The sequence below is a fragment of the Mesobacillus jeotgali genome, from assembly GCF_014856545.2.
GTDB lineage: Bacteria > Bacillota > Bacilli > Bacillales > Cytobacillaceae > Mesobacillus.
This window is the reverse complement of sequence record NZ_CP109811.1, coordinates 2,126,734-2,153,327: the sequence shown is the minus strand read 5'-3', so window position 1 is coordinate 2,153,327 and position 26,594 is coordinate 2,126,734. Positions and strand designations below refer to the sequence as shown.

Genomic DNA, 26,594 nt, shown 5'->3' with positions numbered 1-26,594 from the left:
AAACTGCATCGATAGCTAAATAACAAAAATGTCGCCGTTGAAGGGCAGCACGAATCTTAGTTGAATAAGTTTACGAACATATCCTTATTTTGCTTCAGCTACTTACTACAGTCTAATTCGAGGATTTAACTCTAAACTCAACTCGAGCTTTTAAGTTAAAATCCTTCTCCTGACCTGTTTCCTCATTCTCTAAAACCGTATAACTCGCAAGACCATTAACGATGTAATGACCATTCGGAAACTCTTTTTTCATAATTTTTTGAATGAATGTAACATAGTTCTTTTTATCTTCCGCACTATAAGCGCCAGCTCCGCCTGTATATTCCTTTCTTAATGGTTTGCCTTTTCGAATAACAGTCTCTATCTCTGGCTCTGCCATAGGATAGCTTATTTTATAATCCCTTGTTGTTTCGACCATGGAAAATGAGAATGGAGAGGCTGCATGCGAGATAAGAACTTCTTCTTTATCACCCACATATTCTAATTCAGCGATAAGCCTTATTGGCCCATTCTCTTTATACTCTGATTCTTCTGTCACAAGACGATAAATAAAATCCCCTTCTGTCACTATCTGTTTTGTTTGTAAATCCTCCTGTTTTACCTCGCTACACCCTAGCAAGACTACTATAAATGAAGAAAGATAAATAACAATTGATAAAAATCTTTTCAATTAATCAACGCACCCTTCCGCATATTAGATTTAAAAATTTGATTACTAACCTGCATCTTATGTTGGAATTCAACAAGATTAATCCTTCCCTGTATCAACGCACCCGTTTAGTTTGATCAAAAACCTCTCAAAACTATTTAAAATCATCTGGGATTTTAACAAGAACATAATTTCCAGTCCACATTTGAGTGGTGGCAATTAATCTCCTTCCGTCTTTTTCAAAGAACAGACCAGCACCATCTTTATCTTTAAATTCCCATCCATTTGAACCAATCAATTGTTTTATATATTCATCAGCACTCGATATACCTTGGTTCTCACTACTTATGATATACCAAATAGAATCGCCTTCTACTGCAATTTCTGCTATTTTACTTTCCGATTCTTTTAGTTTATCAATTGCTTCTTTTGCTGATAAATTCTCTATTGGAAGAGAGGGATAGTATAATTTATTTTCAATTATGAACACAGCTATAATAACTATTGCTATACCTAGTATAAATTCAACCTTTTTCATTTAATTACCCCCTCATTTGGGCTCAAGCCAAGGTATTTTATAGATTCATTCTTCAACTAAACTCCTTCGTTCGTGATACAAGAAAAGCTGCCATAATTGACAGCTCCTTTGTTACATCTAGCAATCCTTGTTGAATAGTAGAGTGTTAATTTTATTTTCCTTTAGAAAAAAGAAACCTGTCCCATTTTCTTGTGGAAGAAATCCTTGTTTAGCTGAACTCTTTTCCACCATATTCTGTTCTTCAATTGATATATTTGTAATAGAAATTTTTCCTTCAGCTTCATAACCTTCTCTTCGATTTTGCTCTCCAACTGATATAACTCTGTATTGATCTCCGTTATTAGTGGCTGTTTGTCCAATTTTTACGTTTGATGTTTGTGCAGATACCTTTGTGCTTTCCAGGTCTTTCGTAAAACCGTTTGATAATGCTAAAGCTCCTGCAAAAACAGTAATCAAAACTATTTTCCTTTTCATCATAAAACTTCCTAATACTTTCGGGCTTGTACTAATAACATATTTTACCACAAATGATACTATGTTACATTAAAATCTCTTATTCTGCTCTCCCGTAAGATTAATTAGGACTATATTTTTTATCCGAAAATTTGGGCAGCAATTCCGAATAATGTTTTGTTTCTAGGTGGCATATTAACAGAATTAATCACCATTATTGGAGGTATACCAGCTTTTATAAATCCTGCTTGCTCCAAAAACAACATAAACTCTTCATTACCTGAAGGCACATCAATCCTTAATTTCCCTTGATATCCAAAAGCTAACCTATTTAGTATTAAAGCTGCTGTTTGAGTATCAGATGCAACAATAGGTCCCAATATTAGGTTTATTGGTCCTAAAATTGATATACCAAAACCAATAATGTTTGCATTACTATCTTTTACAACTAAGCATTGTTCTGATTGATTTATCCTATTCTGAAGAAAATTTCTTCTTTTATCTCCAAAGGCAGCCTTATCTAAATTTAAAATTTCGGGTAAATCCTTCTCACTGAATTTTTCAAAGGATACAACACTGGTAGTTAATAGTTTAGGAGCTGTATAGTTATTACAAAGATACTTATGAACATGATCTACTGTTCTAAAACCCATTTTTTCATATAAGGGTTTCCCTTCATCAGTTGCAATTAACATAATTGAAGCGTTACTTGAAGCTAAATCTATACATTTTTGTGTTGCCTCCTTCCCTAATCCTAAGCCTCTATATTCTTTATTAACAATCACCATACCAATAGAAGCTAAATAATTATCATAATGAATTACAGCAGCAGTAGACACAATTTTCCCTTCAGCATTTTTATGCCCATATATTTTACCAGATGACATTACAGTTTTAATTTCATATTCATCATAATCCCAGCCAACTGATGCAGACAAGTCAATCAAAGATTTGATATCAGATTGATCAAATTGGACTAATTCTAATATTGTTTTATTGTATGCAGCCATTAAATTTCCCCTTCAAATCTATTAAGTCCTTATGTTAAATTCGATAAATTCTTGTTATTGTACAAACCCTTTATTAGGACAAAACGCTTCCAAATTGCATTATATATCTTGCACTCTTACTTTAATAAGCAATACTGTAATTCCTTATTTCCTTCTATCTAAAATTCTATATAAAATGGGTGTTTGCTATTATCAGAACAGTATTCAATTCTTTGCTTAAAGTTTCCCACGGTTACCATTTCTAATGCTTTCTCAATTGGATAGAACCCTACTTCTAAACTCTCTGATGAAGTTGTTAATTCTCCTCCGATTGGCTTAGCCAAAAACAACGTATTACAGATTGATTTGTTCACATTCTGAAAGATTCCACAGAATTTCAGAACTTCAATATCAATACCAGATTCCTCTTTAGTTTCTCTTACTGCTGCATCTTTCAAAGACTCACCTTCTTCTACTATTCCACCTGGCATTTCCCATCCTCTACTAGGTCCCTTAATTAACAAAATTTCATTTTCTTCATTGATTACAATAGTTGCTGCTGAAACAAAATGTTTTGGTGGTGTGTAAATTTGTTGTGTACTTTGCACCATAATAATCCCCCTCTTTTATGTATTTGTTTTATGTTTTTAACAAACTGCGGCTTCTTTAATGCAATCAAAGACGGCCCAAAACCGAATCAGTCGCTTTTGTAACCATTATGTAGAAAATAAGACAAACCCTTATTTTATAATCGGGTATTTTCTCCCTTCTGCCCAATCCTTAATAAAAGGTTTTTGACGTGGATTTAAGTTAGAAGGAAGTTCCGTCTTCCTGAAAAATCGATGTTCCCTGCTTTCATTACCCTTTTGTTTTAATTCCCCAGTATAATGTGTAGCTTTGAAAATGATTTGAACACTAAAGACCTTATCTCCATTGGGATATTGAACAAAACATTTCTCTCCTGAATAGATTCCAAATAGGTGTAAGTTCATAACTCGTAATCCTGTTTCTTCAAAAGCCTCTCTCTTGGCGGTCTCTTCAAAAGTTTCTCCTATTTCCATAAGCCCCCAGGAATACACCAATTGTCTTCATCCCTTCGATGTTGCAATAAAATCTGATCATTTTCCTCTATTATAATTCCGCACCCAACTGTTAACAGAGTTTCGTGCCCAATATACCGCCGCATCTCTTTTATATAATTCATCGACTAATCTCCTTCACCAAACCTATTATCTTACACTTCGACAAATTAGATAATTTTTCCTTTTTAATTAATTTACGTTTCAATAAGGAATACGGCAAAAAAGTGCCTGAATCCATCGTACCTTTGCATAAGTAAAATTGTTCAATATATTTTTGTAGTAGCAAATAAAAAATACGCCTTCTAACTAAAGAAAAGCATCTTATTATTGAATGATGATCAACAAACTTCAGGAATGTTGCACATATCTTCAATAAGGGGAAGCGTCAGGAAATGCGGATTTACAACGATAAGGAAATCCCAAAATAAAAAGCCCAACTTCTCTGCAAAACAAAATAGAGAAAGTGAGCTTTTCAGTTACTTCATTTATTTGAACTAATATAAAACTGCAAAGTTGATATTTTAGCTCAGCTATTTATTGAATTCATTAATTGGAAGTAGTATTCAGGTTTATGAGTCTTATTTAGGTTATACCATGAATGTAATGTATCTGGTGCAAATACATCTAATTTTTTCAGTACTTCCTTCGCAAATTCCAGAGGAGCTATTCCTGATGCAGTAACTAAATTCGCATCAGATACCGCAGTTCCCACCTCATAAAACTTTTCTCCTTTATAGTTAGGACATGCCATTTTAGTGTATTGTAAATTATTACTTGTATGCTTTCTGGTATCTAAGTATCCCATATTTGCAAGGGCCTCAGTTGCACCACAAATTGCAGCAATAATAGTACCAAGCTTTAAAGCTTGGCCAATTCTTACCAAGATAGGTTGATGAATTTCTTCACTCCAGGTAGTCCCTCCTGGTAAAATTAAAAGATCTTTATTCTCAAGAGTACATTCATCAAGGGAAATATCAGGTTTTATGCTCAGTCCTCCCATAGTCGTAATCACTTCTTTATTAGCTCCTACTGTAATTACTTTTAAAGGTGCTAAATCTTTCTTGAAATATCTTCCTGAGTTTAGTTCAGCAATTAAATATCCATATTCCCAGTCCGACATTGTATTAAATACATATAGAAAAACTTTTTTTGTTTTCATCCAATAACACTCCAATCACAATTGATATAGCTATTATAATAAAACTTCCCTGACAGTTAACGTCAGGGAAGTTATCATACTTGATGAAATTTTATTAATTCCGACAGAACTTCAATAAGTCTTTTCTTAAGACTTATTGGCTCAATAACTTTAATAGATTTATTGTACGGTAAAAGTAAATAAGGTACATATGTATGTATTATATCTTTTTCAAGAAGAAAAACTGCTTGATTTGAAGTCCGTTCTTGTAAATAATGTCCTAAAAACCAATGTTGGCAAATATCAGCCAATACACTTTTATCCCCATTAATAACCAAAGAAATAATCCCTTCCTTATCTTCTATAGTGGGGAGAAGACTTTTTATAAAAAATTCACGTGCTGAAAAATTTTCTGGCCGGCTAAACTTATTTTCGGTTAGCATTAGACTTTCAATTCGATTTACTCTAAAACTACGGATATCATTCCTAAGTTGACAAAATCCAATCACATACCACTTATTATTCCAAAAGATAATTCTGTACGGATCGACCAATCTATAATTTAATTGCTTTTCGCCACTTTTATGGTAAAGAATTTTTACGGAATACCCGTCAGCAACGGCCTGCTCCAACTCCTTCAAAAAAGGGTCCATAGAGGGTGAACTTAATCGACTTATTACTTCGAGACTAGCTAAATGTTGGTTTATCTTTGTTTCCTGCTCTTGATTTGAGTATTTACTTAGCTTTGAAATGGCCCTATTTAGTGCTTCACCTCCATAATATCCGGCTTCTTCTGCAAAAACAGCAGCGTGAAAAAGTGAAGTTTGCTCCTCAAAATCAAAAAAAAGAGGAGCATCAATAAAATTGTTCAATAAAGTGTATCCACCGTTATGTCCTGGTTCTGAAATTATAGGTACCCCACTTGTTGAAATTGTATCAATATAACGATACACAGTCCTTATATTCATCTCTAACTTTTCTGAAATTTGTTTTGCAGTAATTTTTTCACCTGAACGAAGCATCCATAGAATTGCTAACATATTGTCAATTTTAGGCATATAATTCCACCTCTATATGAAATTTATTTTCTATTATATATTTCCGATTTTTGGTATAACTCAACAACTGTTCCTTTCTGATAGCTTTCTATAAAAATAGGATCTCCAACTACATCATCTTGCCCGGGTTAAGTACATTTCTTCACAATGTACGTATACATGACTTTCTTATTATTGGATTACCGTACCCGTGAACGTCAACAAATGGTGCATTGGTCCAGTAGCATTATTGCACCATTTGTTGAATAGGTTCTCAATTAACATCTCCTAAATAAACTGGAGATATTACGTTATTAAAATGCTTAACAATATACTCTCTTAACTGTTTAGGATAAACTCTATATTGTAGTAAATTGTTAATAAGTATCCATTCGATTCCTACCTGAAGGCTATCAGGATTAGTTGGTTTTTGATGGTTTTCCGTTATTACTTTGCAATTAAAGTAATATTCAACTTGATGAATATTGAAATCTACCGCCGAATATTCGTGATTCTTCCCTATATACTCACGAATATGGAGTAGTTGTCCAATTTCTATTTGTTGCCCAATTTCCTCAATACACTCTCGTATTAATGTTTGATGAATTGTTTCACCGTGTTCTTGTCCTCCACCAGGAAAAAGATAAAAATATCCATCTTCATCTTGGTTTTTGGTTAATAATACTTTGTCTTCCCTAATAATAATAGCTTTTGCAGAATTTCTTATATGCACTTGTATCCCCCCATATATCCAATTGCTAACCTTAACATCTTAAAGTCTTTTTAAAATATCCTGATTCTATAGTTCAATAAGGAATTCAATAAAAAAGATGCATGATCCTTCCTGGATCAACGCACCCGATAGCCCAACAAAGAATGTATGACTACTCTACATCAACTAATAAAGTATCGTAGGCAATTTCAATATTCAGACCCTCCAACTTTAGTCTATCTTCTAAAGCCTTTAAATCATCGAAACTAAAGCCATTTATGTGGGTAAGCAAAGTTTTTTTCGGATTAAGTTTTTTTATAATTTCAATTGTCTCAGAAAATCTACATTCTTTTTTTAAAACTGGATGATTTACATCAACAAATCTCTCTCCAGTAGAAGGGTGATATTCTAATACACCAATCGGTAAAATTGCGAGGTCTAGCCCATCAAAACTATTATCAGGGGCCCAGTTACTCAGTTCGTCAGGAATAATCAAGATTTTGTTATCTGAATCCTGTACCAAAAATCCATAAGCATAATTTTCAGCCAATCTAAAAGGTGTTACTTCTACATCATTAAAATTCACAGTATTCCCATCTGCTATAATATGAATTTTTATGTACCCCTTGTTGTTTAAGAATTCAAGATGGTCTCCAGTTCCTAGAAAACGTTTAATATCATTTCCTACTTGTTCAGGGAGGAATACATTAGTTCTTGTATTCATTGGTGGGTGATTGACATAATTTGCGTTTAACTGTTCCAATACTCTTCTCCCCATAACGTGGTCTGGATGCCAATGTGAGTAAAATAGTCCGTTTATTTCTGTAATTTGTGAACGATTTATTTGCATATTTATATCTTCTGAGGTGTCAAATAAAAGATTAGGTCCGTGTAAAAATAGGCTAGGGCAAGATCGACTGTATGGAACACCCTCTTCTCTTGCTTGGTGGCAAACCTCACATTTACACAAAGGTCTTGGAACAGCCATTGGACCAGCAGTTCCTAAAAATTCAATTTTCACTTTAGTTTCCTCCATTGCTCTGTTCCTATATTGTTCTTCAATCAAACTCCGTTCGTTAAATAAGGAGTTCAACAAAAAAGGCCGTTAATCCTTCATCTTGGTTCAACGCACCCATTTGAATGAACAATTAATTGGCTGGAATGCCTTTGTTATGTAGTTAATAAGGAAATCTCTATCTTCAGGGAAGGTTAATTCTAAATTCTCCTAGCCACCATAATGTCCGCTAGATATAAACTCCTATGTGTTTTCTCCCCCCGTAAATTTTGTAAGGAAGTATGCTGATATTATTGATAGAGAAGCGAAAATAACTATTTTCGAATTTGAAAATTCTAAAGCCCATGGACCATATTTTTCTGGATTCATCCTATACATCGACCACCACTGACCATCCAAACCTTTAAATTGAGAGAGTATGACCCATAAACCAAACAAGAAAAATGTCCATAGACAGCGAATAATTATCATACTAGTCCTTTTGCTCAATTCATTACCCCCGTATGGAACTACAATATCTTTTACACTTTTTTAGATACTTGTATATCTAACTTGTTTCGCTTGTTGAATAAGGTAATCCCCAAAATAGTGTTAATTTTTACTGGATACCAAACTCACCCTTTACAACAATAAGTAATTACTCATTTCAAAAATCAAATTTACTTCTTATGTTATGAGTGGATGAACTCAATGGCTTCTCTTAACAAATCAGTAAAATCAACAGGGAAAAAGTGGCCTAAACCCTCTTTGACTATCAATTTGCATTGAACGTTATTTTCCTCAAAAAGTTTTACTAATTCAACAGTTTTATTATAAAAAGGATCTTTATCTCCAGTGATAATGCAGCCCTTAATTTTATTTCCATTTCCCATTAGTAAACTTTCTAAGGAAGCCACATCCTGAATGGCTGGAATAACTGCTATAAATCCTTTTGTTCCAAGAATATTTCCATTTAAACTTAATTCAATCGCTAATTTCCCGCCTTGTGATGCACCAGCAATAATATCCTGATCTGTATTATATTTTTCTTTGAAATCGCTGAATGATGCCGATATTTCTTCAACGGCAATATTTTGATTGTCCCAGCAATAAGCATTGTATCCGAAGACCTGAGATGATTGCGGAAATGCAAAAAGAAAATCGTCTAACAAACCATTGTCAAACCAATAAGGAGCGAAATCTTTTACATTAGATCCCCGCCAATGCAAAGAAAATAATCCTGTATTTGATTTCTCATTTCCATAAGTAAACAGTTGTGGGTGAGAAATATATTTATGATTTTCCAAGATATCCTTGCACTCATTTACTATCATTTTAAATTCTTCGATGTTTTGGAGGTTATTTAAATCTTGGTCACGAATTAAAGTCAAAGGGTTCCACCATATTCCCTTTTTTAATCCTTCTTTTAAAACTGCAATAGCGTTCTCTTCGTTTCCTTGTCTAGAATATACACAAGCCCTCCAAAAGATTGTTTTATTTAGTCTTTCGGGAAATTCCCCCTGTGCTCTTTCAATTAGTGCATGAATTTCATTATATTTCTCCAGCTCAAATAGACTAAAAAGTTCTTTTTGAAGGTCTACGAATTTTGTTTCCGACACGGTATTCACGCTCCTCATCCTTTTTTAATTATAAATCGTAAACTTGGACAATTACTTTTAATAACCTACTTGTTCAAATATCCTGCTTCTTTAGCCAAATAAGGAATTCAACAAAAAAAGCGCTAATCCTCCCTGGATTAACGCCTTCATGAATAAAGTATTTATTTGTTGTTTTCTAACCATTCCTTTGCCTCTTCAATATCATATGTTTTTAATACCAACTTTTTTAGTTCTCCTCCGTTGTCTTTAAATATTAAAATTGCTGGAGCTTTTTCTATATCGTATTTTGGATATTTTTCTTGTGCTACCTTGAGGCTGGTTAAATGCTGATATTCAATTACAGTTTCCCCTACATATTTTACAAACGTTTCACTTATATTCTCATCACCAGAAACAATGATTATGGAATATGTTTCGGTTGTTTTTTCAGAAGAACAAGCTGCCATGAACATTATCAATACAACGAGAATAACAATTCTTAGGTTCCTCATAAGTTCCTCCCATTAAGTTACTATTTCTATCTAACTTCTTTATATGTTAAAGCTTTTACGCATGACACTAGACTTCATTTCATATCGCTATTAGGTCGAATTCACACTATAATAAAAAAGAGAATAAGAGAGGAGAAATAAATGTTTAAGAAAATTAATATATTTATCATCATTATACTCCTTATTACATTAACTGGTTGCAATCTAAACAAAACTACACTTGTAGGCTCGCTCAACATGAATGAAGAGCTTTTAAATTCTGCGAGGATTATCCAAGACACAGGTGAAAGCAATATTCTTGTTGATAGTACCTACTATTCAATCGATAAGGCTGTAATTGGTACGACTTCTGGTAAAAAAATTTCTTCCAAGGATTTTCAACCGGGAAGCCTAATTAATTTAAAAACGACAGGAGTGATCATGACATCCTTTCCGGGACAAGGGGAAGCAACTAGGGTCATTCTTTATGATGACAAGAAAAGCCAGGAAATAAGCGAAGCGGTTCGTTATATCCTCATCAGCCTAATGGGAAAATCATATCTCCATCTTTACAAAAAATAACGGATGATAAACTAATTATTCATTTTTTCGAATGGACTATAAACGGGAAAAAATACGAAGCTACTCTTAATCTGAAAAATAAGGATTTAAAAGTGATAGAGATCAAAAATGAGTTTGCTGAGAAATTAAAAGAACAGCAGGAGAAAGCGCTCAAAGATAGAAAGGATTTTATGTATACTGGATACATCACGAAGGTTTTACCAAACGGATTCCGTATCAACAGAGTCGATTTTACTTTTGACAAGTCGATTACTTTCAAAAACCAAAAAGGAGAAACTCTCAAATTAGAAAATTTCCAAGTCGGGGATTTCGTGACAGCTTACCATTCCCACACATCAACAGAGACATTTCCGTTTAAAGGAACACTTTATCAACTAGAACAGCTTATGAATAACACGCCATCTACAGATTGGGTAAAGTCCTTAACAGAAAGTGGCCAATTTATTGAACCTGTCATCATGGATTTCTGGCAAGAAAAAGACGGCACTAAAACGGTGAAAATTATTGATATAAAGAAAACCAAGAAGTTCCTATACATCGTAAATTACAATCATAAAACAGGAAAGCAAACCGTCAAAGAGATTCCGAATAAGTAGGAAGAAGTGACAGACAAAGTTGTCTGTCACTTTCTTTTGATTAGAATTTCGTTGATAGACCTGCAGCTATTCAATGTTTCAAGATGCTTTTCTTGGTAATGCCACTCATTCACTATTTTGCCTAAGTCGCATGGCTTATTATGGGCTACTTATTCACAACGAGTTAACTAAGTCTGTTAAAGCTGTTTAGTCTTTTGTATTAAAAGATTTCATCTCTTCTTGAGAAATATACCCCGTATAGATATTGGTAATAGGGTCTGGCATTGAATGATTTTCGCGAAAATAATATCCGATCTCCCATTTATCTTTTAATTCTAAATGAACATAAATATTCCTTGTATTCTTGATACCGTTTTCCAATACTGTCATTTCTGCTAGTGCTTGCGCAAAATCCCTATTATCAACGCTTGGTTCAACAGTTAGTATGTTAAAAGACAATAAATACGAGTTTGTGTTGTACTGATTCTCCACTCTTTGAATCCATATTTCCTTAGCAATTTCCTCTTGAACTGGGTACGGTTTCTCAGCAAAATAAACTACTACGTATTCTGATGCACTTTTATAGTCTTTTTTAACTAATAGTGATAAGTATTCTGATAATGCATTATGAATGTTGTCCTTCTCATCTTCTAAAAAAATTTGCGAATTACAGCCTGTCAATATAATAAGAAGCAAAGTTTATACGGCAATACATCTGATTATAATACTTCCCCCATTAATTAAATCACTCTTAAACTCCTGCCCTGTTTGATTAATATAGAATCTGTAATGATTATTCAAGAATCTTGGTCGTAATTAAATGTGAGGCTATTAAAGAAAGTAGTATACATACTGGTTCATATTCGTCGAATATCCCTTTAAATGAGATAGATTCAACAATTAAGTATATTGCAAAGGTCAGAAATACCAAGGTAAAAAGATAAATTAACTTACTTTTAATTCCCAAAATAACGCCTCCCCCAATAAAATTCTTCTTAGACTCTACTGTTCCTTAGTATAATTAGAATTCAACCAAAAAGGTGCCTAATCCTTCTTGGATTAATGCACCCACATTTTGAAGCAGATTTTTTCACAGATATATTTAAACCTGATCTGCCTAAGCATCCCTGTATCATTTAATCTGTTTTAATTTCATAATCTGTCACTAGGTCTTTATCATTAAACCAAATGACCAGCCATTCACTATCTATACTCATAAAACTCGAATAAAATGTTCTTTCGGCCATTTATTTCCCTCACAGTTCCAGGGGATTACTCACCTACCATGCCGTCCCCATCACGATCATCCATATATGGGTATAACCAATGATCAGACGTTATCGGCATGCTGAAACCTGCGGCTTTTGCTTCTTTAATCGTCACCTGTCCATTACCGTTTGTATCAACGCTTGAAATATCGCCGTTTGTGTTTGAACCTGTTGAATCGGAAGGCTCACTGCCTGTTGAACTTAGTGATTGGTTTATCGCATCAGGGTTCACATTGTCGAATTTATCAATGATTTCGTTACCCATTAAAGTATAGGTATACTGATAACTTGAAGGAATCTGGGTTTGATTATTCGGATATGTGATAATTGCTTCAAAGTTAGTTGCTCCACCTGCGGTAAGGATCGATTTTTCCATATAAGCTTGATCACCATGACGGTTAAGTGTACTATCTTGTGGGGTAATATTATATGCATTCGACACCCCTCCGAGAGAATCAGCAATCACATGTCCTTCATCTAAAACGTCACTTACGACACCGGGAACCTTTGCTTCATCAGAGTAGTATCTGCCAGAAGATAATACAGGTTCGTTACGGTCATCTTGGAGAATGATTTCTTTAGCTATTACACGTACTAGTTGCCCGTACTCATTCGTAAAAGCCCAGTACTCACGGTCTCCGTATCCAATATCTACGACGACGTTAGGTTCTCGAATTCCTGACAAATCACCACCATCAACTTCAATTAATTTGTATCCTGAGAACAGCTCAACATTTGATTGGGTTGGTTGTTCCTCTACTACTGGTTCGTCTACAACCGTAGTGGTGGTTTCTTCTTTTTCACTTTTTTCATTTGTATTAACCGTGGATACTTCTTGCGAATCTGTTTCTTTATCTGTAATTGGTGCATCCTCTACGTTGGTACAACCTACCATGAAAGTGGTTGTTAAAAGTAAGATTAAATAGTTCTTTTTCATTTTAGGATTCTCCTTCTATAGTTTCAGATTATTCTCTCCTTTTCTAGAACTTAAGACTTCAATAAATATTCGGGTATATCTATTAGAGACTCAGTTAAAGAGTTGATAAGGAAATACAAAAAATAAATCCCATCTCTTAGTTGAGAAGGGATTATACACGATTCAATAACAAAGAACGGTCAACTAAGTGAACCTTAACCTTGTGGAGGATTACCTTCACTTCCTCCACTATGAGGAGTGGTATAATACTGATATTTCATTGTATCAGATTCGATACCATGGTTGTGGCGTGGCTCTGGTGGAACAGCCCCTCTTTTCTTTTCCAATATCAAAGCAATAATGATCAAAACAATTAACGGTGCTCCAATTATCAACCAAATCATCTTTACCACCTCGATTATAGTATAAAGTAATTGGTATTAATTGTAAATGCTCCTATTACCCTATTTTTCTCTTAAAAAATACTATGATTCCTTTTACTCCCAACCTATACGATATTGCCAGTGTCCTACCCGGCAAACAGTACGAGGATAGATTCTGCCCGTTCGTTGATCAAGGTATATTCAAAAAAGTGTTAACCCGTTCTGGATTAAAGAATCTCTTCGTTCAATAACCATTACAGCATCCTTGTATGGTCAGCGCTAATATAAGTGGACTCTTCAAGGGTTGATTTGCTTTATCTTACGTTTCCTGTTATGATGAATAAGAATTATTTTTGTTCGGTGTAAAGGATAGTATAAGTATCAAACTTTTCGTCTTGATGATCACTTTGGGCAAGGATAGTAATACGTTGTGCGATAACGCACTAGGAGGCAACAAAAATGGAACAAGGTACAGTTAAATGGTTTAATGCAGAAAAAGGCTTCGGATTCATCGAGCGCGAAGGTGGAGACGACGTATTCGTACACTTCTCTGCTATCCAAAGTGAAGGTTTCAAATCTTTAGACGAAGGTCAAAAAGTTACTTTTGACGTTGAGCAAGGTGCTCGTGGAGCTCAAGCTGCTAACGTTCAAAAAGCTTAATCTTAAATCGTTCATACGAACAGGCTCTATATAGAGCCTGTTTTTTATATTCCATAAAAAATTCTCAATAAAAAAAACCCTGCTCAAGATATGAGCAGGGAGATGGAACCGGTAATGTAAAAAGATTTAAAGATAAAAAGGTTTGTTTCCAGTATAACATACTGGATTGACAATAGGCGGATTTTATCAAATTATATATTTTTCAATCTTTCCCAATTAGGTTTTATTCTTGGACACACTGCTCATACACTACTTCAAAATAGCTAACATGGTCTCCTTAAAGCTATCATAAACATCTGACCATAGAACTTGATCCTCTGTATACCTTTTCCTTAAAGAACCAAAGGCTTCTTTTTGTTTCTCCGCAAAGGAGGGATCCTCTTTTGAAGGCAATGCAGCACGGACTTCATCAACGATATGCTGAGCCTTGGGTGCACGGGGTCCCCATTTTCCAAGTAAATGTCCTTGGTTATCAAAGATTAAAATCATGGGAATGGCACGTCCACCGTTAGTTAAGTGACGATCAATCAGATCTGTATCTGTATCTCGTAATGCAACGCGCATTTCAATATCAGCAGCTTCAGCTAATTTGCGAATAACAGGATTAATCATCATCGCATCTCCACACCAATCTTCTGTAATCGTTAAGAAATGAAGTTGGCTTTGTTTTAACTTTTCAGCAAATCCATCTGAAGGGAGATGAAATTGTTCATATACACCAAAACTTTCCTCTTTTAATATGCCCATTTCATTCATATAAGTTTGAATTGATTTTCCTTCTTCAAAATACTGTTGTTCAGTTTTCATCTAAATGCCTCTTTTCTATGTATTGCTACTCACTATCTTACCTAAATAAAATTCAACTAACACTGAGATCTTTAAATAGCAAATATCGTTTCTTATTCTTTAAAATCATAATAGCAGCTATCACTTATCTGTATTTTCGACCAAAAATTTTAAAGGGGAGAACCCGTTTTTTCAATAAAAATGGACAGATTTTAAATCTCTGCCAACCAAATTAGCGGATACGGGTTTTAGTTCCAATTCTCTTGCCCAAACTGAAAGCTGGCCGATATGATGAATTTCATGTGCGATAATATGGTGAAGTATATCATTCACATTGTATTTTGCTTCATCCCAAGGTACACTGACAATCAGTTCTTTCAAGTCTGATAGGTCTGTCTTTAAATATTCGGCTAATTCAATGCGTAATTGATCTGAAAGAGACTTAACCTTTTCAAGTGTATTATAGTCAGCAAACTGAAAAACCACATCCTCTTTCCCCTGAATACCACGTATCCAACTATATTCCACATCAATTATATGGAAGAGTGTGTATAAAATATTACCTACTCCTCCTTTACGATCCTTTAATAACTCTTCAATTGTTACTTGATTACACCAGTCAAACCACTCATCTCTTACCTGCCAGTTATACTCAAAGAATTTAATCATTGTACACACTCCAAATTCAGCTTATACAATGTATTTCTATTTAAAGATAACCATTCCTTCTTGAAGCTGTTTTATTATTTTAAAAACAAAATTATGCCACCCATGAATGGCAGCACAATTATTAGAAACGAAACCTATATGCCGAGTACATTCCGCACAATCTGATGAAAAAGTATGTTTTATCTACTTTTTTTCTTACCAATGTAAAGTAAGTGAGTAGAAATACCAAGAATATAAGGGTCAGCAGCTTTTTCTTTTATTAAATCAATGATTTTTCTTACTTCTTGATCACCTTTATCTCTCCAGTAATTCCAACTATCATTGTTAAGGATCGCTCCAGGATTTGAACCTATTAACTCCAAGGTTTCAAACCCTTGTGATTCCATAAAAGGAATGATTTCTTCAATATTAAAATAATACGCCCCTGTAAAACGTCCCTCATCAGCGTGGTTAAAGCAACCCGTTTGAGAAAACTGAACAATGGTATCCATATTGTCATTCGGCTTCCAATTCTCCGGATTTATCAGCGATGTAAGTATGTGCCTAATTCTTGGCATAAAAGCAACAAAAACAAATCCCCGTTTTTTTGTTACTCTATTTAACTCTCTAACAGCCTGGATACGTTCATCTTTTTTTTGCAAATGATACATAGGACCAAGCATTAACGATGCGTCGAATTGTTCATCTTTAATCATATTAAGATCTCTGGCATCCGCAGCATAAAACCCTTCAAATTGTCCTTCTAATTTTAATTCTTTTGCTTTATCTTTTGCAATTTCTACTAATCGTGGCGTTAGATCCGTGAGTATTACCGTATAACCCTCTTTAGCAAGTTCCATTGAGTATTTTCCTGGTCCAGCACCATTATCAAGAACGTAACCTGTTTGGGGCAAATATTTTTTTATAAAATGCCAATTCACTTGGAATTCAATTGGTTCACGTTCTAACCTTCCCCACTCATCAAATTGATTGTAATAGTTTATGATTTTACTCATATTTTCACCTTTTTCCACTTTTTACCTATTTATATTCGATGCAGCAATGTTCAAATCCTTCTCGAACTATACTGCATGGTTTGTTAAGTAGGGGAATTCTGGCTTATTATTCGATAACTTTTACTTTTTTTGCACCCACTTTTGGAGGTAATGATTCTTGAGCAGGTCCAGAATATGTTACTTCAACCTTATTCCCAACTTCTATATTTTCATAAGTTTTCTTATCGACGTAAAAATTCAAGCCATTATCAGGTAATGAAGCTATTTCAAGTAATTCATCAGCAGATTTGTTTTCCAGGTCACTATCACTTATATTTTTTACCACAAGTATAAGATAGCTATTATCATTTCTTTCAGCCTTTTGAACAACTTTCCCAGAATAGATACTCTCATTTGAGCAAGCTACTATAAGCAAGCAGCAAAAAAAATATAATATTAGATTGAAGTATTTCCTATACATTTGTCACCTCCAAAAATTCCATTTAGAAGCCCATTGCTGTTACCTTACTACCCGCCAGTGAAAAAGGTACTTACTTTTCAACCCAAATTGCCTTTGTATAAGCTATACTCAATCCCGCTCTTTCCATATTATTTTGACTGACGGAGCCGAATTTTGCTTGTCCTACAACTAAATCACAGTTTTGTAGAATTGCTTCGTTGATACGTTGATTTATTAATGCACTTTGTATACCTTTATTTCTAAAAGCCGGTAATGTTGCCGCTGCAGCTAAAGTAACTATACGGTCTTTTATGAACGAAACACCAATTCCAGCAGGTTCGTTTTCATAGCTGGCTAGATAAAATGTCCAATTTTTTATGTTATAAAGTATTTCATTATTTTGTGCTATTCCACTTTTTAAGAATGCTGGCATTTTGAAACCCTTTGTGTAGATTTCTGCAAAAGTATCAAATTCATTACGTTTTAACTTACGGATGGAAATTTTTTGTTCATTTAATTTATAGCTTGTTACTGCTTCGTTAGAAAGTGAAGCATATAGAGTTGTATGAAAATCATTATGATAAAATCCAGTTTCACTGAGGTGGGTTAATAAGTCTGGAGAAGTATGTGCTGGAGTTAGTTCAAATCGAACAGGAATATCTTTTTGCTTGTAAAAATCAATGATTTTATCTATTTGCTTTTCGTCTCCTTCTTTTAGACCCTTAACCGTGTTGAAGGATGGACCAGGTATATTCTTTACCGTGAATGCAGTCGCATTGCCAAACTTTTGAATTTCAACTTTCATTGGATTTCCATCTATTTTTTGCATTTCTGTTAACCTAGAGCTTAAAGTATCGATCTCTGAAATCTCCAACCTTTCTGCTAAGCCCTTATTGACAACTAAACTCATTCTCACGACTCCCAAAAAATAATTTTTGCTATTATAATTTCACAGTGTCATTAGTATCTACTTTTGATGAATTGACCTCCAATAAAGGGGCGTTAATCAGGCCTTGATCAACGCAAAGTGTAAGTGCATTCCTCACAATATTAGACATCAATTTTACTTGAGTTCATCGTATACCGTTTTTAAATTTCTCTTATATCCATCGAGACCTGTCCATGTTGAATATTCTTCAGGTGTTTCCAAAGCTAAAATTTGTTCCAATTGTAGTCTTTTTTCCAAAGCCTGACTTACCCTATCAGTAAGGTGGTGTAAATAGTTTAACATTACATCTATTTGACTATTTGTTACTAAGTTACCGTGACCTGGAACGATTCTTTGAATATCGAACTTAGAGATTTTTATTAAGTTATCAATAAATTCTTGAGAATTGTAAATGGGAGGATGAAGGTTTTCTAATACGATGTCACCCATAAATGCAATTTTCTCTTTAGGCAAATATAAAAAAGCATCACTCGGAGTATGCCCCCCGCCAAAACAATAAAACTCTAAGCTTCGAGTTTCACCGTGAAGAACCAGTCTATTTTCAAACGTCAGATTAGGAAGCACAATTCGAAGCTCAGGAATTGAATCGTGAACCTTTTTCATTTCCTTTATTTGATTTTCTAAGCTTGCTCTTAAAATTGGAATACGCTCAACTTCTAACCTTTCCGCCAATTGATCCAGATAATTTCTCATTTCCTCCATTTCTTGATTCGGATCAATGATTACATTTTTATCTCTATGTAACTCCCTAGTTTTAGCAGTTGAGATAATCGTTACATCCTCGAATATTTGATTTCCAAAAGTGTGATCTCCGTGGTAATGGCTGTTAAAAACATACTTAATTCTTTTTTGTGTAATTTCTTCCGCTAACCGTCGCAATTCTCTGGCAGCGGTTGGAGTTGTAAAGGTATCAAAAATGACGATTTCTTTGCCAATATCAATAAACCCGGAGTTCCCCATTGCACCCTCACCTTTATTTGCAATGGCAGCATATACACCATCTTCGAGTTTTTCTACAGTGAAATAAGGTGATTTTATTTTACTTGTGGTCATTTATTATATCTCCTTTAATCATTTTTTTGCGGAGACATTGCTATCAATGCACCTGCTTCTGACAGCTTTTGCCTGTTCTGCCTGTAACCTGTCTGAACTCTGGACTACTTCTGACAGCTTTTTCCTGTTCTGCCTGTAACCTGTCCGAACTCTGGGCTACTTCGGACAGCTTTTGCTTGTCCAGATTGAAACCTGTCCGAACTCTGGGCTACTTCGGACAGCTTTTGCTTGTTCTTCCTGTAACCTGTCCGAACTCTGGGCTACTTCGGACAGCTTTTGCTTGTTCAGACTGTAACCTGTCCGAACTCAGCGCTACTTCGGACAGCTTCTGCTTGTCCAGACTGAAACCTGTCCGAACATTTGCCTACTTCGAGCAGCTAAATCTTGAAGTGAAAAAGGAATCTTCCTTCTATCCTCTCTGGATGAATGAACCCATTAAAATAGATACAATTCTTCACGATGTTTATCTGTCATACTTACACACTCAAATTAATCATCCAGCTTCAAAGTTCGGGCTTTTCCGATGGTTTGTAGCCTGTTCAAAGGCATATGCTAACTTAATTAATTTCCCTTCACTATAAGCGGTTCCTGCAAAGGTAATTCCAAAAGGCCGTCCGTTTTGCTTATATCCAGCGGGTATGGCAATGGATGGATAGCCTGCTTTCGCACTGATCGTAGAACCTATATATGAAGGAAATAGAATTGAATCTAGATTGTATTTTTTTAAAGCAAGGTCGATCCCTTGGTCCTGGGAGTAATACAAGTCTTCTAATTTGTTTAGTAAATAATCGGGACTCCTTAATGTATTTGGAAAAGAGACTCTTTGTTCTAATTTATCCTGTCCATATTTTAATGCCTTTCCCTTGTTGATTTGATTATATTGAATTAAATCTTTAATTGAATGAATTGGTAAGTTTGTTGGGAGTTGTGAAAGAAAATTATCTAAACTGTGTTTTAATTCGTATAGATTTACTCCCCACTTCCAATCCCTGTGAAAGGAAGGTATTTCTATCTCTTCTATAATGGCTCCCTGATTTTTAATGACTTGTATAGCTTTTTGAAACAAAGCCTCATCGTACTCATCCGAAGCTAGAAAGTCATTGGATGCATTTTTAAATATGCCGACCCTGGCCCCTTTAAGACCCTCCGAATCAAGGAATATTGAATAATCCTGCTCAATCCTTCCTTCACTTTTATATGTTGCTGCATCTTCCTTATCCAGACCAGCTAGAACCACGAGCAAAAGCGCTGCATCCGTAACATTCCTCGCCAATGGCCCAGGAGTATCTTGAGAATATGTAAAAGGGATAATGCCACTTCTGCTAATTAACCCTACAGTTGGTTTGATTCCCACCACTGAATTTTGTATAGCAGGACTAAGAATGGAAGCATCTGTTTCTGTACCTACGGATAATACGGTAAAATTCGCCGCAACTGCCACAGCCGAACCAGAACTAGACCCGCCCACAAAAAGGTCAGTGTCACCATAAGGATTCAATACTTGCCCTCCCCTTGAGCTATACCCAGCCCACATTAGCTAATTCAGTCATATTCGTCTTGCCTAAAATAACTGCACCTGATTCACGGAGCTTTTCAACAAGAAACGCATCTTTTTCAGCTCTATAATCCTCCAAAGCAATCGTACCTGCACTTGTATGCATTGAATCAGACGTTTCAATATTATCTTTTAAAAGGACAGGAATTCCGTGCAACGGTCCTCTAACACCCTTAGTTTTTCTTTCATGATCAAGGGCTTCGGCTATAAAGATAGCGTCAGGATTTATTTCAAGAACGGAATTGATTCTTGGTCCGTCCTGGTCATATTTCGCTATCCGATATAAATAGTACATCACTAATTCTTTTGAAGTTACGAACCCACTTTCCATTGCACTTTGAATTTCATTAATCGTTAATTCTTCCTTATAAAACTCATTAAAACTAATAGTCATATTAAGGCCCCTTATTAAGTTGTTGATTTACATTATTTTATCACTTTTACAAATATTTGGGTGCTATTTCTTTAGACCACTCTTCCGCTAACTTGCCCAAGTTGTTAAATAAGGAAATAAACAAAAGATGCCTCAATCCTACTGGATCAACGCACCTTTTAGTCGAACAAAAATATGAAAGGTTATTTTAATTCTTAGTTCCCTTAATTGCCACGGTATGATATCCTCTTGAATCTGGACCTCTGACAAAAGATACATCCCTAAACCCTGTTTTTTTCATAGACGGAATTACTTGATTTTCTGTAATACCTCTTATGCCTTCCCAAGTTTCGTCTTCTTTCCCGTCAGAAAACGTAAGGATTACTATTCCTCTTGGCTTTAGAACCCTAAAGATTTCTGATAATGTCGTAGTTATATCCGTCCAAAAATAAATAGTTTGGATACTGAAGACTGTATTGAAATTTTCATTATGGAAGGGCAGTTTATTGAAATTTGCTTGTACCAGTTTTACTCTCTTTTCGTTTATTGCCTTTTTGTTTCTAATTCTTGCTGATCGAATAATTGTTGGTGAGATGTCCAAACCGACTATTTCTTCAGCTAAATCCTTTTCAGAAATTGATTTAACTGCATATCCTGCTCCACATCCTAACTCTAAAATCCTGTCCCCTTGTTGAATATTCATTAGCTCTAATGACCAATTTGTTTCAGTCTTGTGCTGCTTTACCATTTTTTCACCAATATATGTACCTATAATTCCTCTTGGCGTTTTATATTGACTATCAATAAATTCTCTAGTTGTTTTGAAGAAACCCATACATAACTCCCCTTGAAATGCTCTAATACCTTATAATTCAACAAAGTTTAGGTAGACCCTTTCAAATATTATTTAAATAACATGCTTTATTCGTTTTATAAGTTCAGCCAAACAGCTAAAAATGCAGCTTGCCACGGAAGCCTGCATTTAAACCATTTTCCTAACCGATTTACGCTTTCCTATTTATGATGTGTTTAGATTCTTCCCTGTTTTGCTCTTCCGACCTTTGCTTTTGTAACTCTTTAATCTCTTTTTTCAATTCCTTTATTACCCGTGATTCATCTATACCTTTTGCAACGGCTGTTTTAATAATTAGATAAAAAATAAATAAAAAAATTATGCTATATAGTAATTCCATACTAAGTCTCCTAAAATGGTTTTTCTCTTACTGAAAGGACTCGGCTGTTTCAACCATTCTTTCCTTGGTTCCGTTTTCTTCTGAATAGGATGTCAAGATGTAATGATAATCGCCATCCGTCCAATGAATCGAGGATCCAGGTCCCTTTATATAGAAACCGTCGTTACCGTTAACGGTCACTTCGTATCCCTCGAAATGGTATTCCACTGGGGGTGGTTGAATCGTCAATGAAAACTGCATTCCTCCCTCTTCCCCTTTGAAGATCACCTCGTTTATATTTGTTTCGTGAGGAGGAGTAACTCGTTCGTACTCTACTATGGTCATTGGAAATTTCGTCGGAAGCTTTGGAGCAATCCCTTCCTCTTTTAATTCTTCTTTAAGTGCTGTATGGTTAAACCTTTCCTCATTTTGACTGCATCCTAATAAGATCATGGGAACTAATAAAAATAACATAGCCAATACTCTTTTCATGATCATCCCCCCCTTTAAATTAACTACGTTTTATTTCTGTAAACGTTTCATTTACATAAAAAAACGTTAACGCTTTGATTTAATTTAACTCCCTTGTTAGGATAAGAAATCATCTCACGGTTGTTTTATTCCTAAATTTTAAATTCATCCAAACAAATAAAATAGAAATAATAAAGACAACAAAGCTCGATATTAGAAATCCATTTGCATAGGATGGGATACTTTCCTCTGGTACTCTGTCATTGATCTCCATGGCAAAAAAATAAACTCCAATACCATCGCCATCCACATCTGTTCCAAGAGACCTTAGATCTAACCCTTTGTTAAATAATAATACTGCAAATAAAAATAGAATAACTGCGATTATCCAACGACTAGTAGTATTCATATATTTCTCTCCTTATCATTACTTTGGTACTTTGCCATAGAAATCATCAACTTAGAAAGTTAAGTATTGCTTAAGTAAGCTATCATATCCCTTTACAACTATTTAATAGATTTGATAGTAACTCTGGTCGTTTTTTATGTATAAAAACATCCTCTATAGGCACCACTGAATACCACGAACGTTCACTTCTTCCAGTTAAGACGGGCTTATCATAGATCAAATGAATTCTTAATCGTTTATTGATCTTTATAGATTGAGATAACTCCCTGTAAACCTTATCCATTCTGTCATGATCAAACACAGCCTCAATCGCTATCTTGCCATGAATCCCATTCCACCAGGCTAAAAAGAACTTCTCACTTTCTGAGTATCCGAATGCACCTGCTTCATTTTTATAAAACAACTTTTGATATAATTCATTGTCCAGATGAAATACTCCATTGTGATCATACATATGATCCTGGGAATTTTTATCGACAGCTGCTTTCCAAACTTCAGTAAAAGTTTCTTCGAATTCTCCCTCTAAAATTCCCCACATTGAACTATCCACATAAGGGAATAACGGTCTTTCTCCTTCTCTATTTTTGCTGTTTAGATAAATGTTTTGGATCATAATTAAGTAATTTAATGAATAGGGTGTATTTATTTCCATCTCGAATCCAGTAGGTAATTCATCTCGAATATCGTGCATCATCCCATTCCCCTTCCGATGATTGTATTGCCCTTAAGTTTCTGGGTGCGGCTTCCCCTGCTTCAGGCTATATCCTCAAAGCACCAATCCTATTTAAAATCTTGTAAAACTTCCTTCTTAAAGCACCAAACCACTTACTTTTCAACATTTCATCAAAGCACCAATAGATAAATGCAGAAATTGTAGCAGAAAAAAAGAAAAAGCCATTATTTCTTAAACTCGAAATCCAGTTTGCGTTTTCAGCATCAAATATAAAAGTTGGGACGGCAACAAACAGCGCTCCAAGAAAAACATGGAGTAAAGCTGCAGCTGCAATTCTTTTTCCTCTATCCGTTTTCCGTGTTAGGAAATCAGATAGTATGGAAGATGGAATTCCATAGATTAAGATGATCGGCAGGATGTACATACCGAAAAATAACCCTATTCCTGAGTGATCTAGGATCGAGAACAAGATTACCATCATCAATGTTGCACCTATTGCAGAGACTAGTTTTCTTATGAACATCCTATCCCCCCCTTACGGCTGAAAAACGGACCAATCCACCCTTGCACATAAGTGACAATAAAGGGCCATTGCTGACTTGTATATCTTACTTTTTAGTATGACAAAGAAATCTATGCGTTGCTGCCTGTTTTACATGCCTTCCTAATCATTCTCCTTTTACTTGTTAGATTCCTCTTGTGATTTGTAACTGAAAGTTGAGGTTGTGTTTATTTTCATAGTTTATGATGTTCATTGTTCAGGGCTCATTCCGAATTCTGAAATTGGGATTTATCCGGAAAGAGTGCTGAAGGATCGATTGGATTTCAGTAATGAACATAGGAGGCAACAAAAATGAAGAAAATGCTTTTTTCCATCACAGACTGGGTTTCAACGAAACGCGGAATGTGGATTACCATCATTGCCTGGCTGGTGCTGATGCTAGGCTTAAGCGCAGGCCCGCAGCTGGGAGATTACAAAGTGAACAATTTTCAATCGCTGCCTGATAAGGCAAAGTCGATGATCGCGCAGCAAAAGACAGAGGAATTTTTCCCGAGTGAACAGGGTACTCCTGGCATTCTCGTCTTCCATAATGAGAGTGGGGACATTAATCTTGATGAAGTGAATCAAATCCTGGATGGGATCATTTCAGAGGATATTGAAGGAATAGAGAACATCGTTGATACTCGATCCCTTCCACCGCAGGCGCTGAGTGGATTTATATCCGAGGACCAATCAACGATGATTGTCCCGATGGAACTTGGACAAGGGCTGGGCAATGACGAGTATGCAAAAATCAATGATAAGGCAACGGAAATTGGCACAGGAATTGCTGACAAGCTTGAGAGCACTGCTTTTTATATCACGGGTCCTGCAGGAATTTCTGGTGATACCATCAAGCTATTTGAGCGGGCGGATTTCGTGCTTTTATTGGCAACGGTCGGAATCATCCTTGTCCTGCTGATTGTGATCTACCGTTCTCCGCTGTTGGCCATCATTCCATTATTGGCGACGGCCATTGTCTATCAGGTCGTGAACCAGAGTGTTGCCCTTTTGGGAGCAGGCGGACTTGAAATCAATAACCAGACAACCTCGATCATGAGTATCCTGCTTTTCGCGGCCGTTATTGATTATTCTTTATTTGTTTTCTCGCGTTTCCGTGAAGAACTGAACCATTATGAAAATAAATTTGATGCGATGAAGCATGCAATGCGTGCTACAGGTGAACCGGTCTTTTTTGCTGGCGGAACGGTGCTGGCTGCGATGCTTGTGCTATTGTTCGCTGATTTCCGTGATTATCAGAACTTTGCTCCAATTTTCGGAACGGCGATGTTCTTCATCATGATTGCTTCCGTAACATTGGTGCCTGCATTATTCACTTTATTCGGACGCAAGGCTTTCTGGCCGAAGGTACCTGAGTATGGTGTTGAAACAGAGGTTAAGCATGGTGTCTGTGGACCAATTGCCAGGTTGGTTGTCAACAAACCAGGGCTTTCAGGAGGTCTGGTCGGAATATTCCTGATTGTCACTGCCCTGAACGTTTTCAATTTGGAATATGAATTCGACATGGTGAAAAGCTTCCCAGAGGATTTGCCATCACGCGTGGGCTATGAAATAGTGGAACAGAGATATGATAAAGGTGAGCTAGCTCCTACTACACTATTGATAGCAGCTGATAACTCATTTACAGAAGCAAATGCTATGAAGATTATCGAAAAACTGCAGGACGAAGAGCAGATTGCTTCTGTCCGCTTATCAGGGATAACTGATAACAATGAAGCTGCCAGGTTCAGCATTGCCCTCGCGATGAATCCATACTCAGTAGAGGCGATGGACTATATGGAGGATTTGCAGAATAAAACACCACAAATTCTTGACGATTTAGGTTTGGATGCTGAGGCGTTTTATAGCGGCGTCACTCCAAAGCTGGTCGATGAGCGCGAATATAGTAATGGTGACATCATTAAAATCGTTTTGTTGGAAACGGCTCTGATTCTTAGATTGCTTGTTGTCTTGACTCGACGCTTTAAAATGCCGATTTATATGATGGGAACCATCTTGCTTTCCTACGTATCCGCTTTAGGTCTAGGAGTATTCCTGATTGACGTGCTTTTCGGGTATGATGCCATCAGCACCCGTGTGCCGGTTTATGCATTCATTTTCCTCGTCGCACTCGGAATCGATTATAATATAATTTTAGCGTCCCGCTTTATCGAGGAACGTGAGAAACATAATGTGAAAGAAGCACTGGAAATCGCCATCCGCAATACAGGCGGCGTTATTTCATCCGCAGGGATCATTTTGGCAGCAACCTTTGCAGCCCTGACGACGATGCCAATTGCTGATCTGTTCATCTTCGGATTCATGGTAGCGATTGGGATCCTGATCGATACCTTCCTTGTGCGTGGTATGCTGCTGCCCGCATTGATTCTTTTCTTTGAAAAAGACAAGCAAACCAGTCCGGAGATTCAATAAGGAATGGAGAG

The 26,594-nt window shown here is 35.7% G+C and carries 31 protein-coding genes and 1 pseudogene; 4 read left to right on the top strand and 28 right to left on the bottom strand.

What is annotated here, in order from left to right:
• Positions 1-112: 112 nt before the first annotated feature.
• From FOF60_RS10860 to FOF60_RS10805, 12 genes are all read right to left on the bottom strand, one after another.
• Positions 113-670, bottom strand: coding sequence for a hypothetical protein (locus FOF60_RS10860; protein ID WP_192472476.1), 558 nt, complete (start codon positions 668-670; stop codon positions 113-115).
• 133 nt (positions 671-803) lie between these two features.
• Positions 804-1,187, bottom strand: coding sequence for a hypothetical protein (locus tag FOF60_RS10855; RefSeq protein WP_192472475.1), 384 nt, complete (start codon positions 1,185-1,187; stop codon positions 804-806).
• Between the two features lie 117 nt (positions 1,188-1,304).
• Entirely contained in the window at positions 1,305-1,664 is a 360-nt protein-coding gene (locus FOF60_RS10850) for a hypothetical protein (RefSeq protein WP_192472474.1), read from the bottom strand.
• Positions 1,665-1,780: 116 nt separating this feature from the next.
• Complete coding sequence (locus tag FOF60_RS10845; protein WP_192472473.1) at positions 1,781-2,650, bottom strand: GNAT family N-acetyltransferase; 870 nt, start codon at positions 2,648-2,650, stop codon at positions 1,781-1,783.
• Positions 2,651-2,808: 158 nt separating this feature from the next.
• Complete coding sequence (locus FOF60_RS10840; protein ID WP_192472472.1) at positions 2,809-3,240, bottom strand: NUDIX hydrolase; 432 nt, start codon at positions 3,238-3,240, stop codon at positions 2,809-2,811.
• 129 nt (positions 3,241-3,369) lie between these two features.
• A complete protein-coding gene (locus FOF60_RS10835; RefSeq protein WP_319801574.1) occupies positions 3,370-3,690 on the bottom strand; it encodes an NUDIX domain-containing protein in 321 nt (106 codons plus the stop codon).
• 547 nt (positions 3,691-4,237) lie between these two features.
• Positions 4,238-4,870, bottom strand: a complete 633-nt coding sequence (locus tag FOF60_RS10830) for a type 1 glutamine amidotransferase family protein (protein ID WP_192472471.1) — start codon at positions 4,868-4,870, stop codon at positions 4,238-4,240.
• Positions 4,871-4,944: 74 nt separating this feature from the next.
• The gene (locus tag FOF60_RS10825; RefSeq protein ID WP_192472470.1) at positions 4,945-5,907 is read right to left on the bottom strand and encodes a helix-turn-helix transcriptional regulator; all 963 of its coding nucleotides are present in this window, start codon (positions 5,905-5,907) and stop codon (positions 4,945-4,947) included.
• A 253-nt stretch (positions 5,908-6,160) separates the two neighbouring features.
• Positions 6,161-6,619: an NUDIX domain-containing protein gene (locus tag FOF60_RS10820; RefSeq protein ID WP_192472469.1), complete on the bottom strand. Its 459-nt coding sequence runs from the start codon at positions 6,617-6,619 to the stop codon at positions 6,161-6,163.
• Between the two features lie 151 nt (positions 6,620-6,770).
• Positions 6,771-7,619 carry an MBL fold metallo-hydrolase gene (locus FOF60_RS10815; RefSeq protein WP_192472468.1) on the bottom strand — a complete coding sequence of 283 codons (849 nt, stop codon included), beginning with the start codon at positions 7,617-7,619 and terminating at the stop codon, positions 6,771-6,773.
• Positions 7,620-8,284: 665 nt separating this feature from the next.
• Positions 8,285-9,211, bottom strand: a complete 927-nt coding sequence (locus FOF60_RS10810; RefSeq protein WP_192472467.1) for an alpha/beta hydrolase — start codon at positions 9,209-9,211, stop codon at positions 8,285-8,287.
• 161 nt (positions 9,212-9,372) lie between these two features.
• The gene (locus FOF60_RS10805) at positions 9,373-9,702 is read right to left on the bottom strand and encodes a hypothetical protein (protein WP_192472466.1); all 330 of its coding nucleotides are present in this window, start codon (positions 9,700-9,702) and stop codon (positions 9,373-9,375) included.
• A 141-nt stretch (positions 9,703-9,843) separates the two neighbouring features.
• Between FOF60_RS10805 and FOF60_RS10800 the strand changes: the two genes are divergently transcribed.
• Complete coding sequence (locus tag FOF60_RS10800) at positions 9,844-10,263, top strand: hypothetical protein (RefSeq protein WP_192472465.1); 420 nt, start codon at positions 9,844-9,846, stop codon at positions 10,261-10,263.
• Between the two features lie 92 nt (positions 10,264-10,355).
• Complete coding sequence (locus FOF60_RS10795; RefSeq protein WP_192472464.1) at positions 10,356-10,859, top strand: hypothetical protein; 504 nt, start codon at positions 10,356-10,358, stop codon at positions 10,857-10,859.
• Between the two features lie 186 nt (positions 10,860-11,045).
• Here FOF60_RS10795 and FOF60_RS10790 read toward each other — a convergent pair whose 3' ends face one another.
• The 3 genes from FOF60_RS10790 to FOF60_RS10780 all read right to left on the bottom strand — a co-directional run bounded on the left by FOF60_RS10790 (position 11,046) and on the right by FOF60_RS10780 (position 13,426).
• Positions 11,046-11,534 carry a hypothetical protein gene (locus FOF60_RS10790; protein ID WP_192472463.1) on the bottom strand — a complete coding sequence of 163 codons (489 nt, stop codon included), beginning with the start codon at positions 11,532-11,534 and terminating at the stop codon, positions 11,046-11,048.
• 576 nt (positions 11,535-12,110) lie between these two features.
• Entirely contained in the window at positions 12,111-13,043 is a 933-nt protein-coding gene (locus FOF60_RS10785; protein WP_192472462.1) for a DNA/RNA non-specific endonuclease, read from the bottom strand.
• A 194-nt stretch (positions 13,044-13,237) separates the two neighbouring features.
• Positions 13,238-13,426: a hypothetical protein gene (locus tag FOF60_RS10780; RefSeq protein WP_192472461.1), complete on the bottom strand. Its 189-nt coding sequence runs from the start codon at positions 13,424-13,426 to the stop codon at positions 13,238-13,240.
• 438 nt (positions 13,427-13,864) lie between these two features.
• On the opposite strand from FOF60_RS10780, the gene cspC reads away from it, so the two are divergent.
• Positions 13,865-14,065 carry a cold shock protein CspC gene (gene cspC, locus FOF60_RS10775; RefSeq protein ID WP_044394619.1) on the top strand — a complete coding sequence of 67 codons (201 nt, stop codon included), beginning with the start codon at positions 13,865-13,867 and terminating at the stop codon, positions 14,063-14,065.
• 249 nt (positions 14,066-14,314) lie between these two features.
• Here cspC and FOF60_RS10770 read toward each other — a convergent pair whose 3' ends face one another.
• From FOF60_RS10770 to FOF60_RS10710, 13 genes and pseudogenes are all read right to left on the bottom strand, one after another.
• Positions 14,315-14,872 carry a thioredoxin family protein gene (locus FOF60_RS10770; protein WP_192472460.1) on the bottom strand — a complete coding sequence of 186 codons (558 nt, stop codon included), beginning with the start codon at positions 14,870-14,872 and terminating at the stop codon, positions 14,315-14,317.
• Between the two features lie 171 nt (positions 14,873-15,043).
• Positions 15,044-15,520, bottom strand: a complete 477-nt coding sequence (locus FOF60_RS10765; protein ID WP_192472459.1) for a DinB family protein — start codon at positions 15,518-15,520, stop codon at positions 15,044-15,046.
• 179 nt (positions 15,521-15,699) lie between these two features.
• Entirely contained in the window at positions 15,700-16,515 is an 816-nt protein-coding gene (locus tag FOF60_RS10760; RefSeq protein WP_192472458.1) for a class I SAM-dependent methyltransferase, read from the bottom strand.
• Positions 16,516-16,621: 106 nt separating this feature from the next.
• Positions 16,622-16,975: a DUF3221 domain-containing protein gene (locus FOF60_RS10755; protein WP_192472457.1), complete on the bottom strand. Its 354-nt coding sequence runs from the start codon at positions 16,973-16,975 to the stop codon at positions 16,622-16,624.
• 70 nt (positions 16,976-17,045) lie between these two features.
• The gene (locus tag FOF60_RS10750) at positions 17,046-17,864 is read right to left on the bottom strand and encodes a GNAT family N-acetyltransferase (RefSeq protein ID WP_192472456.1); all 819 of its coding nucleotides are present in this window, start codon (positions 17,862-17,864) and stop codon (positions 17,046-17,048) included.
• Positions 17,865-18,017: 153 nt separating this feature from the next.
• Positions 18,018-18,956, bottom strand: a complete 939-nt coding sequence (locus FOF60_RS10745; RefSeq protein ID WP_192472455.1) for an MBL fold metallo-hydrolase — start codon at positions 18,954-18,956, stop codon at positions 18,018-18,020.
• A gap of 493 nt (positions 18,957-19,449) precedes the next feature.
• Positions 19,450-20,905: pseudogene (locus FOF60_RS10740) on the bottom strand (amidase family protein).
• A gap of 187 nt (positions 20,906-21,092) precedes the next feature.
• Positions 21,093-21,719 carry a class I SAM-dependent methyltransferase gene (locus FOF60_RS10735; RefSeq protein ID WP_192472454.1) on the bottom strand — a complete coding sequence of 209 codons (627 nt, stop codon included), beginning with the start codon at positions 21,717-21,719 and terminating at the stop codon, positions 21,093-21,095.
• 169 nt (positions 21,720-21,888) lie between these two features.
• Positions 21,889-22,077 (bottom strand): hypothetical protein, encoded by a 189-nt coding sequence (locus FOF60_RS10730; RefSeq protein ID WP_192472453.1) that lies wholly within the window; start codon positions 22,075-22,077, stop codon positions 21,889-21,891.
• Positions 22,078-22,104: 27 nt separating this feature from the next.
• Positions 22,105-22,548, bottom strand: a complete 444-nt coding sequence (locus tag FOF60_RS10725; RefSeq protein ID WP_192472452.1) for a hypothetical protein — start codon at positions 22,546-22,548, stop codon at positions 22,105-22,107.
• 109 nt (positions 22,549-22,657) lie between these two features.
• Entirely contained in the window at positions 22,658-22,936 is a 279-nt protein-coding gene (locus tag FOF60_RS10720; protein WP_192472451.1) for a hypothetical protein, read from the bottom strand.
• Between the two features lie 82 nt (positions 22,937-23,018).
• Positions 23,019-23,630: a group-specific protein gene (locus FOF60_RS10715; protein WP_192472450.1), complete on the bottom strand. Its 612-nt coding sequence runs from the start codon at positions 23,628-23,630 to the stop codon at positions 23,019-23,021.
• 64 nt (positions 23,631-23,694) lie between these two features.
• Positions 23,695-24,132: a hypothetical protein gene (locus FOF60_RS10710; RefSeq protein WP_192472449.1), complete on the bottom strand. Its 438-nt coding sequence runs from the start codon at positions 24,130-24,132 to the stop codon at positions 23,695-23,697.
• A gap of 330 nt (positions 24,133-24,462) precedes the next feature.
• On the opposite strand from FOF60_RS10710, the gene FOF60_RS10705 reads away from it, so the two are divergent.
• Entirely contained in the window at positions 24,463-26,583 is a 2,121-nt protein-coding gene (locus FOF60_RS10705) for an MMPL family transporter (protein WP_192472448.1), read from the top strand.
• Positions 26,584-26,594 lie beyond the last annotated feature (11 nt).

Excerpts from the sequence above, each read along its gene's own strand:
- FOF60_RS10845 (WP_192472473.1), bottom strand. The coding sequence starts at position 2,650 with ATGGCTGCATACAATAAAACAATATTAGAATTAGTCCAATTTGATCAA.
- FOF60_RS10725 (WP_192472452.1), bottom strand. The coding sequence starts at position 22,548 with ATGAAAAGAGTATTGGCTATGTTATTTTTATTAGTTCCCATGATCTTA.
- FOF60_RS10760 (WP_192472458.1), bottom strand. The coding sequence starts at position 16,515 with ATGAGTAAAATCATAAACTATTACAATCAATTTGATGAGTGGGGAAGG.
- FOF60_RS10805 (WP_192472466.1), bottom strand. The coding sequence starts at position 9,702 with ATGAGGAACCTAAGAATTGTTATTCTCGTTGTATTGATAATGTTCATG.
- FOF60_RS10830 (WP_192472471.1), bottom strand. The coding sequence starts at position 4,870 with ATGAAAACAAAAAAAGTTTTTCTATATGTATTTAATACAATGTCGGAC.
- FOF60_RS10780 (WP_192472461.1), bottom strand. The coding sequence starts at position 13,426 with ATGATTTGGTTGATAATTGGAGCACCGTTAATTGTTTTGATCATTATT.
- FOF60_RS10835 (WP_319801574.1), bottom strand. The coding sequence starts at position 3,690 with ATGGAAATAGGAGAAACTTTTGAAGAGACCGCCAAGAGAGAGGCTTTT.
- FOF60_RS10750 (WP_192472456.1), bottom strand. The coding sequence starts at position 17,864 with ATGAGTTTAGTTGTCAATAAGGGCTTAGCAGAAAGGTTGGAGATTTCA.
- FOF60_RS10710 (WP_192472449.1), bottom strand. The coding sequence starts at position 24,132 with ATGTTCATAAGAAAACTAGTCTCTGCAATAGGTGCAACATTGATGATG.
- FOF60_RS10840 (WP_192472472.1), bottom strand. The coding sequence starts at position 3,240 with ATGGTGCAAAGTACACAACAAATTTACACACCACCAAAACATTTTGTT.
- cspC (WP_044394619.1), top strand. The coding sequence starts at position 13,865 with ATGGAACAAGGTACAGTTAAATGGTTTAATGCAGAAAAAGGCTTCGGA.
- FOF60_RS10825 (WP_192472470.1), bottom strand. The coding sequence starts at position 5,907 with ATGCCTAAAATTGACAATATGTTAGCAATTCTATGGATGCTTCGTTCA.
- FOF60_RS10705 (WP_192472448.1), top strand. The coding sequence starts at position 24,463 with ATGAAGAAAATGCTTTTTTCCATCACAGACTGGGTTTCAACGAAACGC.
- FOF60_RS10855 (WP_192472475.1), bottom strand. The coding sequence starts at position 1,187 with ATGAAAAAGGTTGAATTTATACTAGGTATAGCAATAGTTATTATAGCT.
- FOF60_RS10715 (WP_192472450.1), bottom strand. The coding sequence starts at position 23,630 with ATGATGCACGATATTCGAGATGAATTACCTACTGGATTCGAGATGGAA.
- FOF60_RS10765 (WP_192472459.1), bottom strand. The coding sequence starts at position 15,520 with ATGATTAAATTCTTTGAGTATAACTGGCAGGTAAGAGATGAGTGGTTT.
- FOF60_RS10770 (WP_192472460.1), bottom strand. The coding sequence starts at position 14,872 with ATGAAAACTGAACAACAGTATTTTGAAGAAGGAAAATCAATTCAAACT.
- FOF60_RS10785 (WP_192472462.1), bottom strand. The coding sequence starts at position 13,043 with ATGAAAAAGAACTATTTAATCTTACTTTTAACAACCACTTTCATGGTA.
- FOF60_RS10745 (WP_192472455.1), bottom strand. The coding sequence starts at position 18,956 with ATGACCACAAGTAAAATAAAATCACCTTATTTCACTGTAGAAAAACTC.
- FOF60_RS10730 (WP_192472453.1), bottom strand. The coding sequence starts at position 22,077 with ATGGAATTACTATATAGCATAATTTTTTTATTTATTTTTTATCTAATT.
- FOF60_RS10755 (WP_192472457.1), bottom strand. The coding sequence starts at position 16,975 with ATGTATAGGAAATACTTCAATCTAATATTATATTTTTTTTGCTGCTTG.
- FOF60_RS10800 (WP_192472465.1), top strand. The coding sequence starts at position 9,844 with ATGTTTAAGAAAATTAATATATTTATCATCATTATACTCCTTATTACA.
- FOF60_RS10720 (WP_192472451.1), bottom strand. The coding sequence starts at position 22,936 with ATGAATACTACTAGTCGTTGGATAATCGCAGTTATTCTATTTTTATTT.
- FOF60_RS10850 (WP_192472474.1), bottom strand. The coding sequence starts at position 1,664 with ATGATGAAAAGGAAAATAGTTTTGATTACTGTTTTTGCAGGAGCTTTA.
- FOF60_RS10735 (WP_192472454.1), bottom strand. The coding sequence starts at position 21,719 with ATGGGTTTCTTCAAAACAACTAGAGAATTTATTGATAGTCAATATAAA.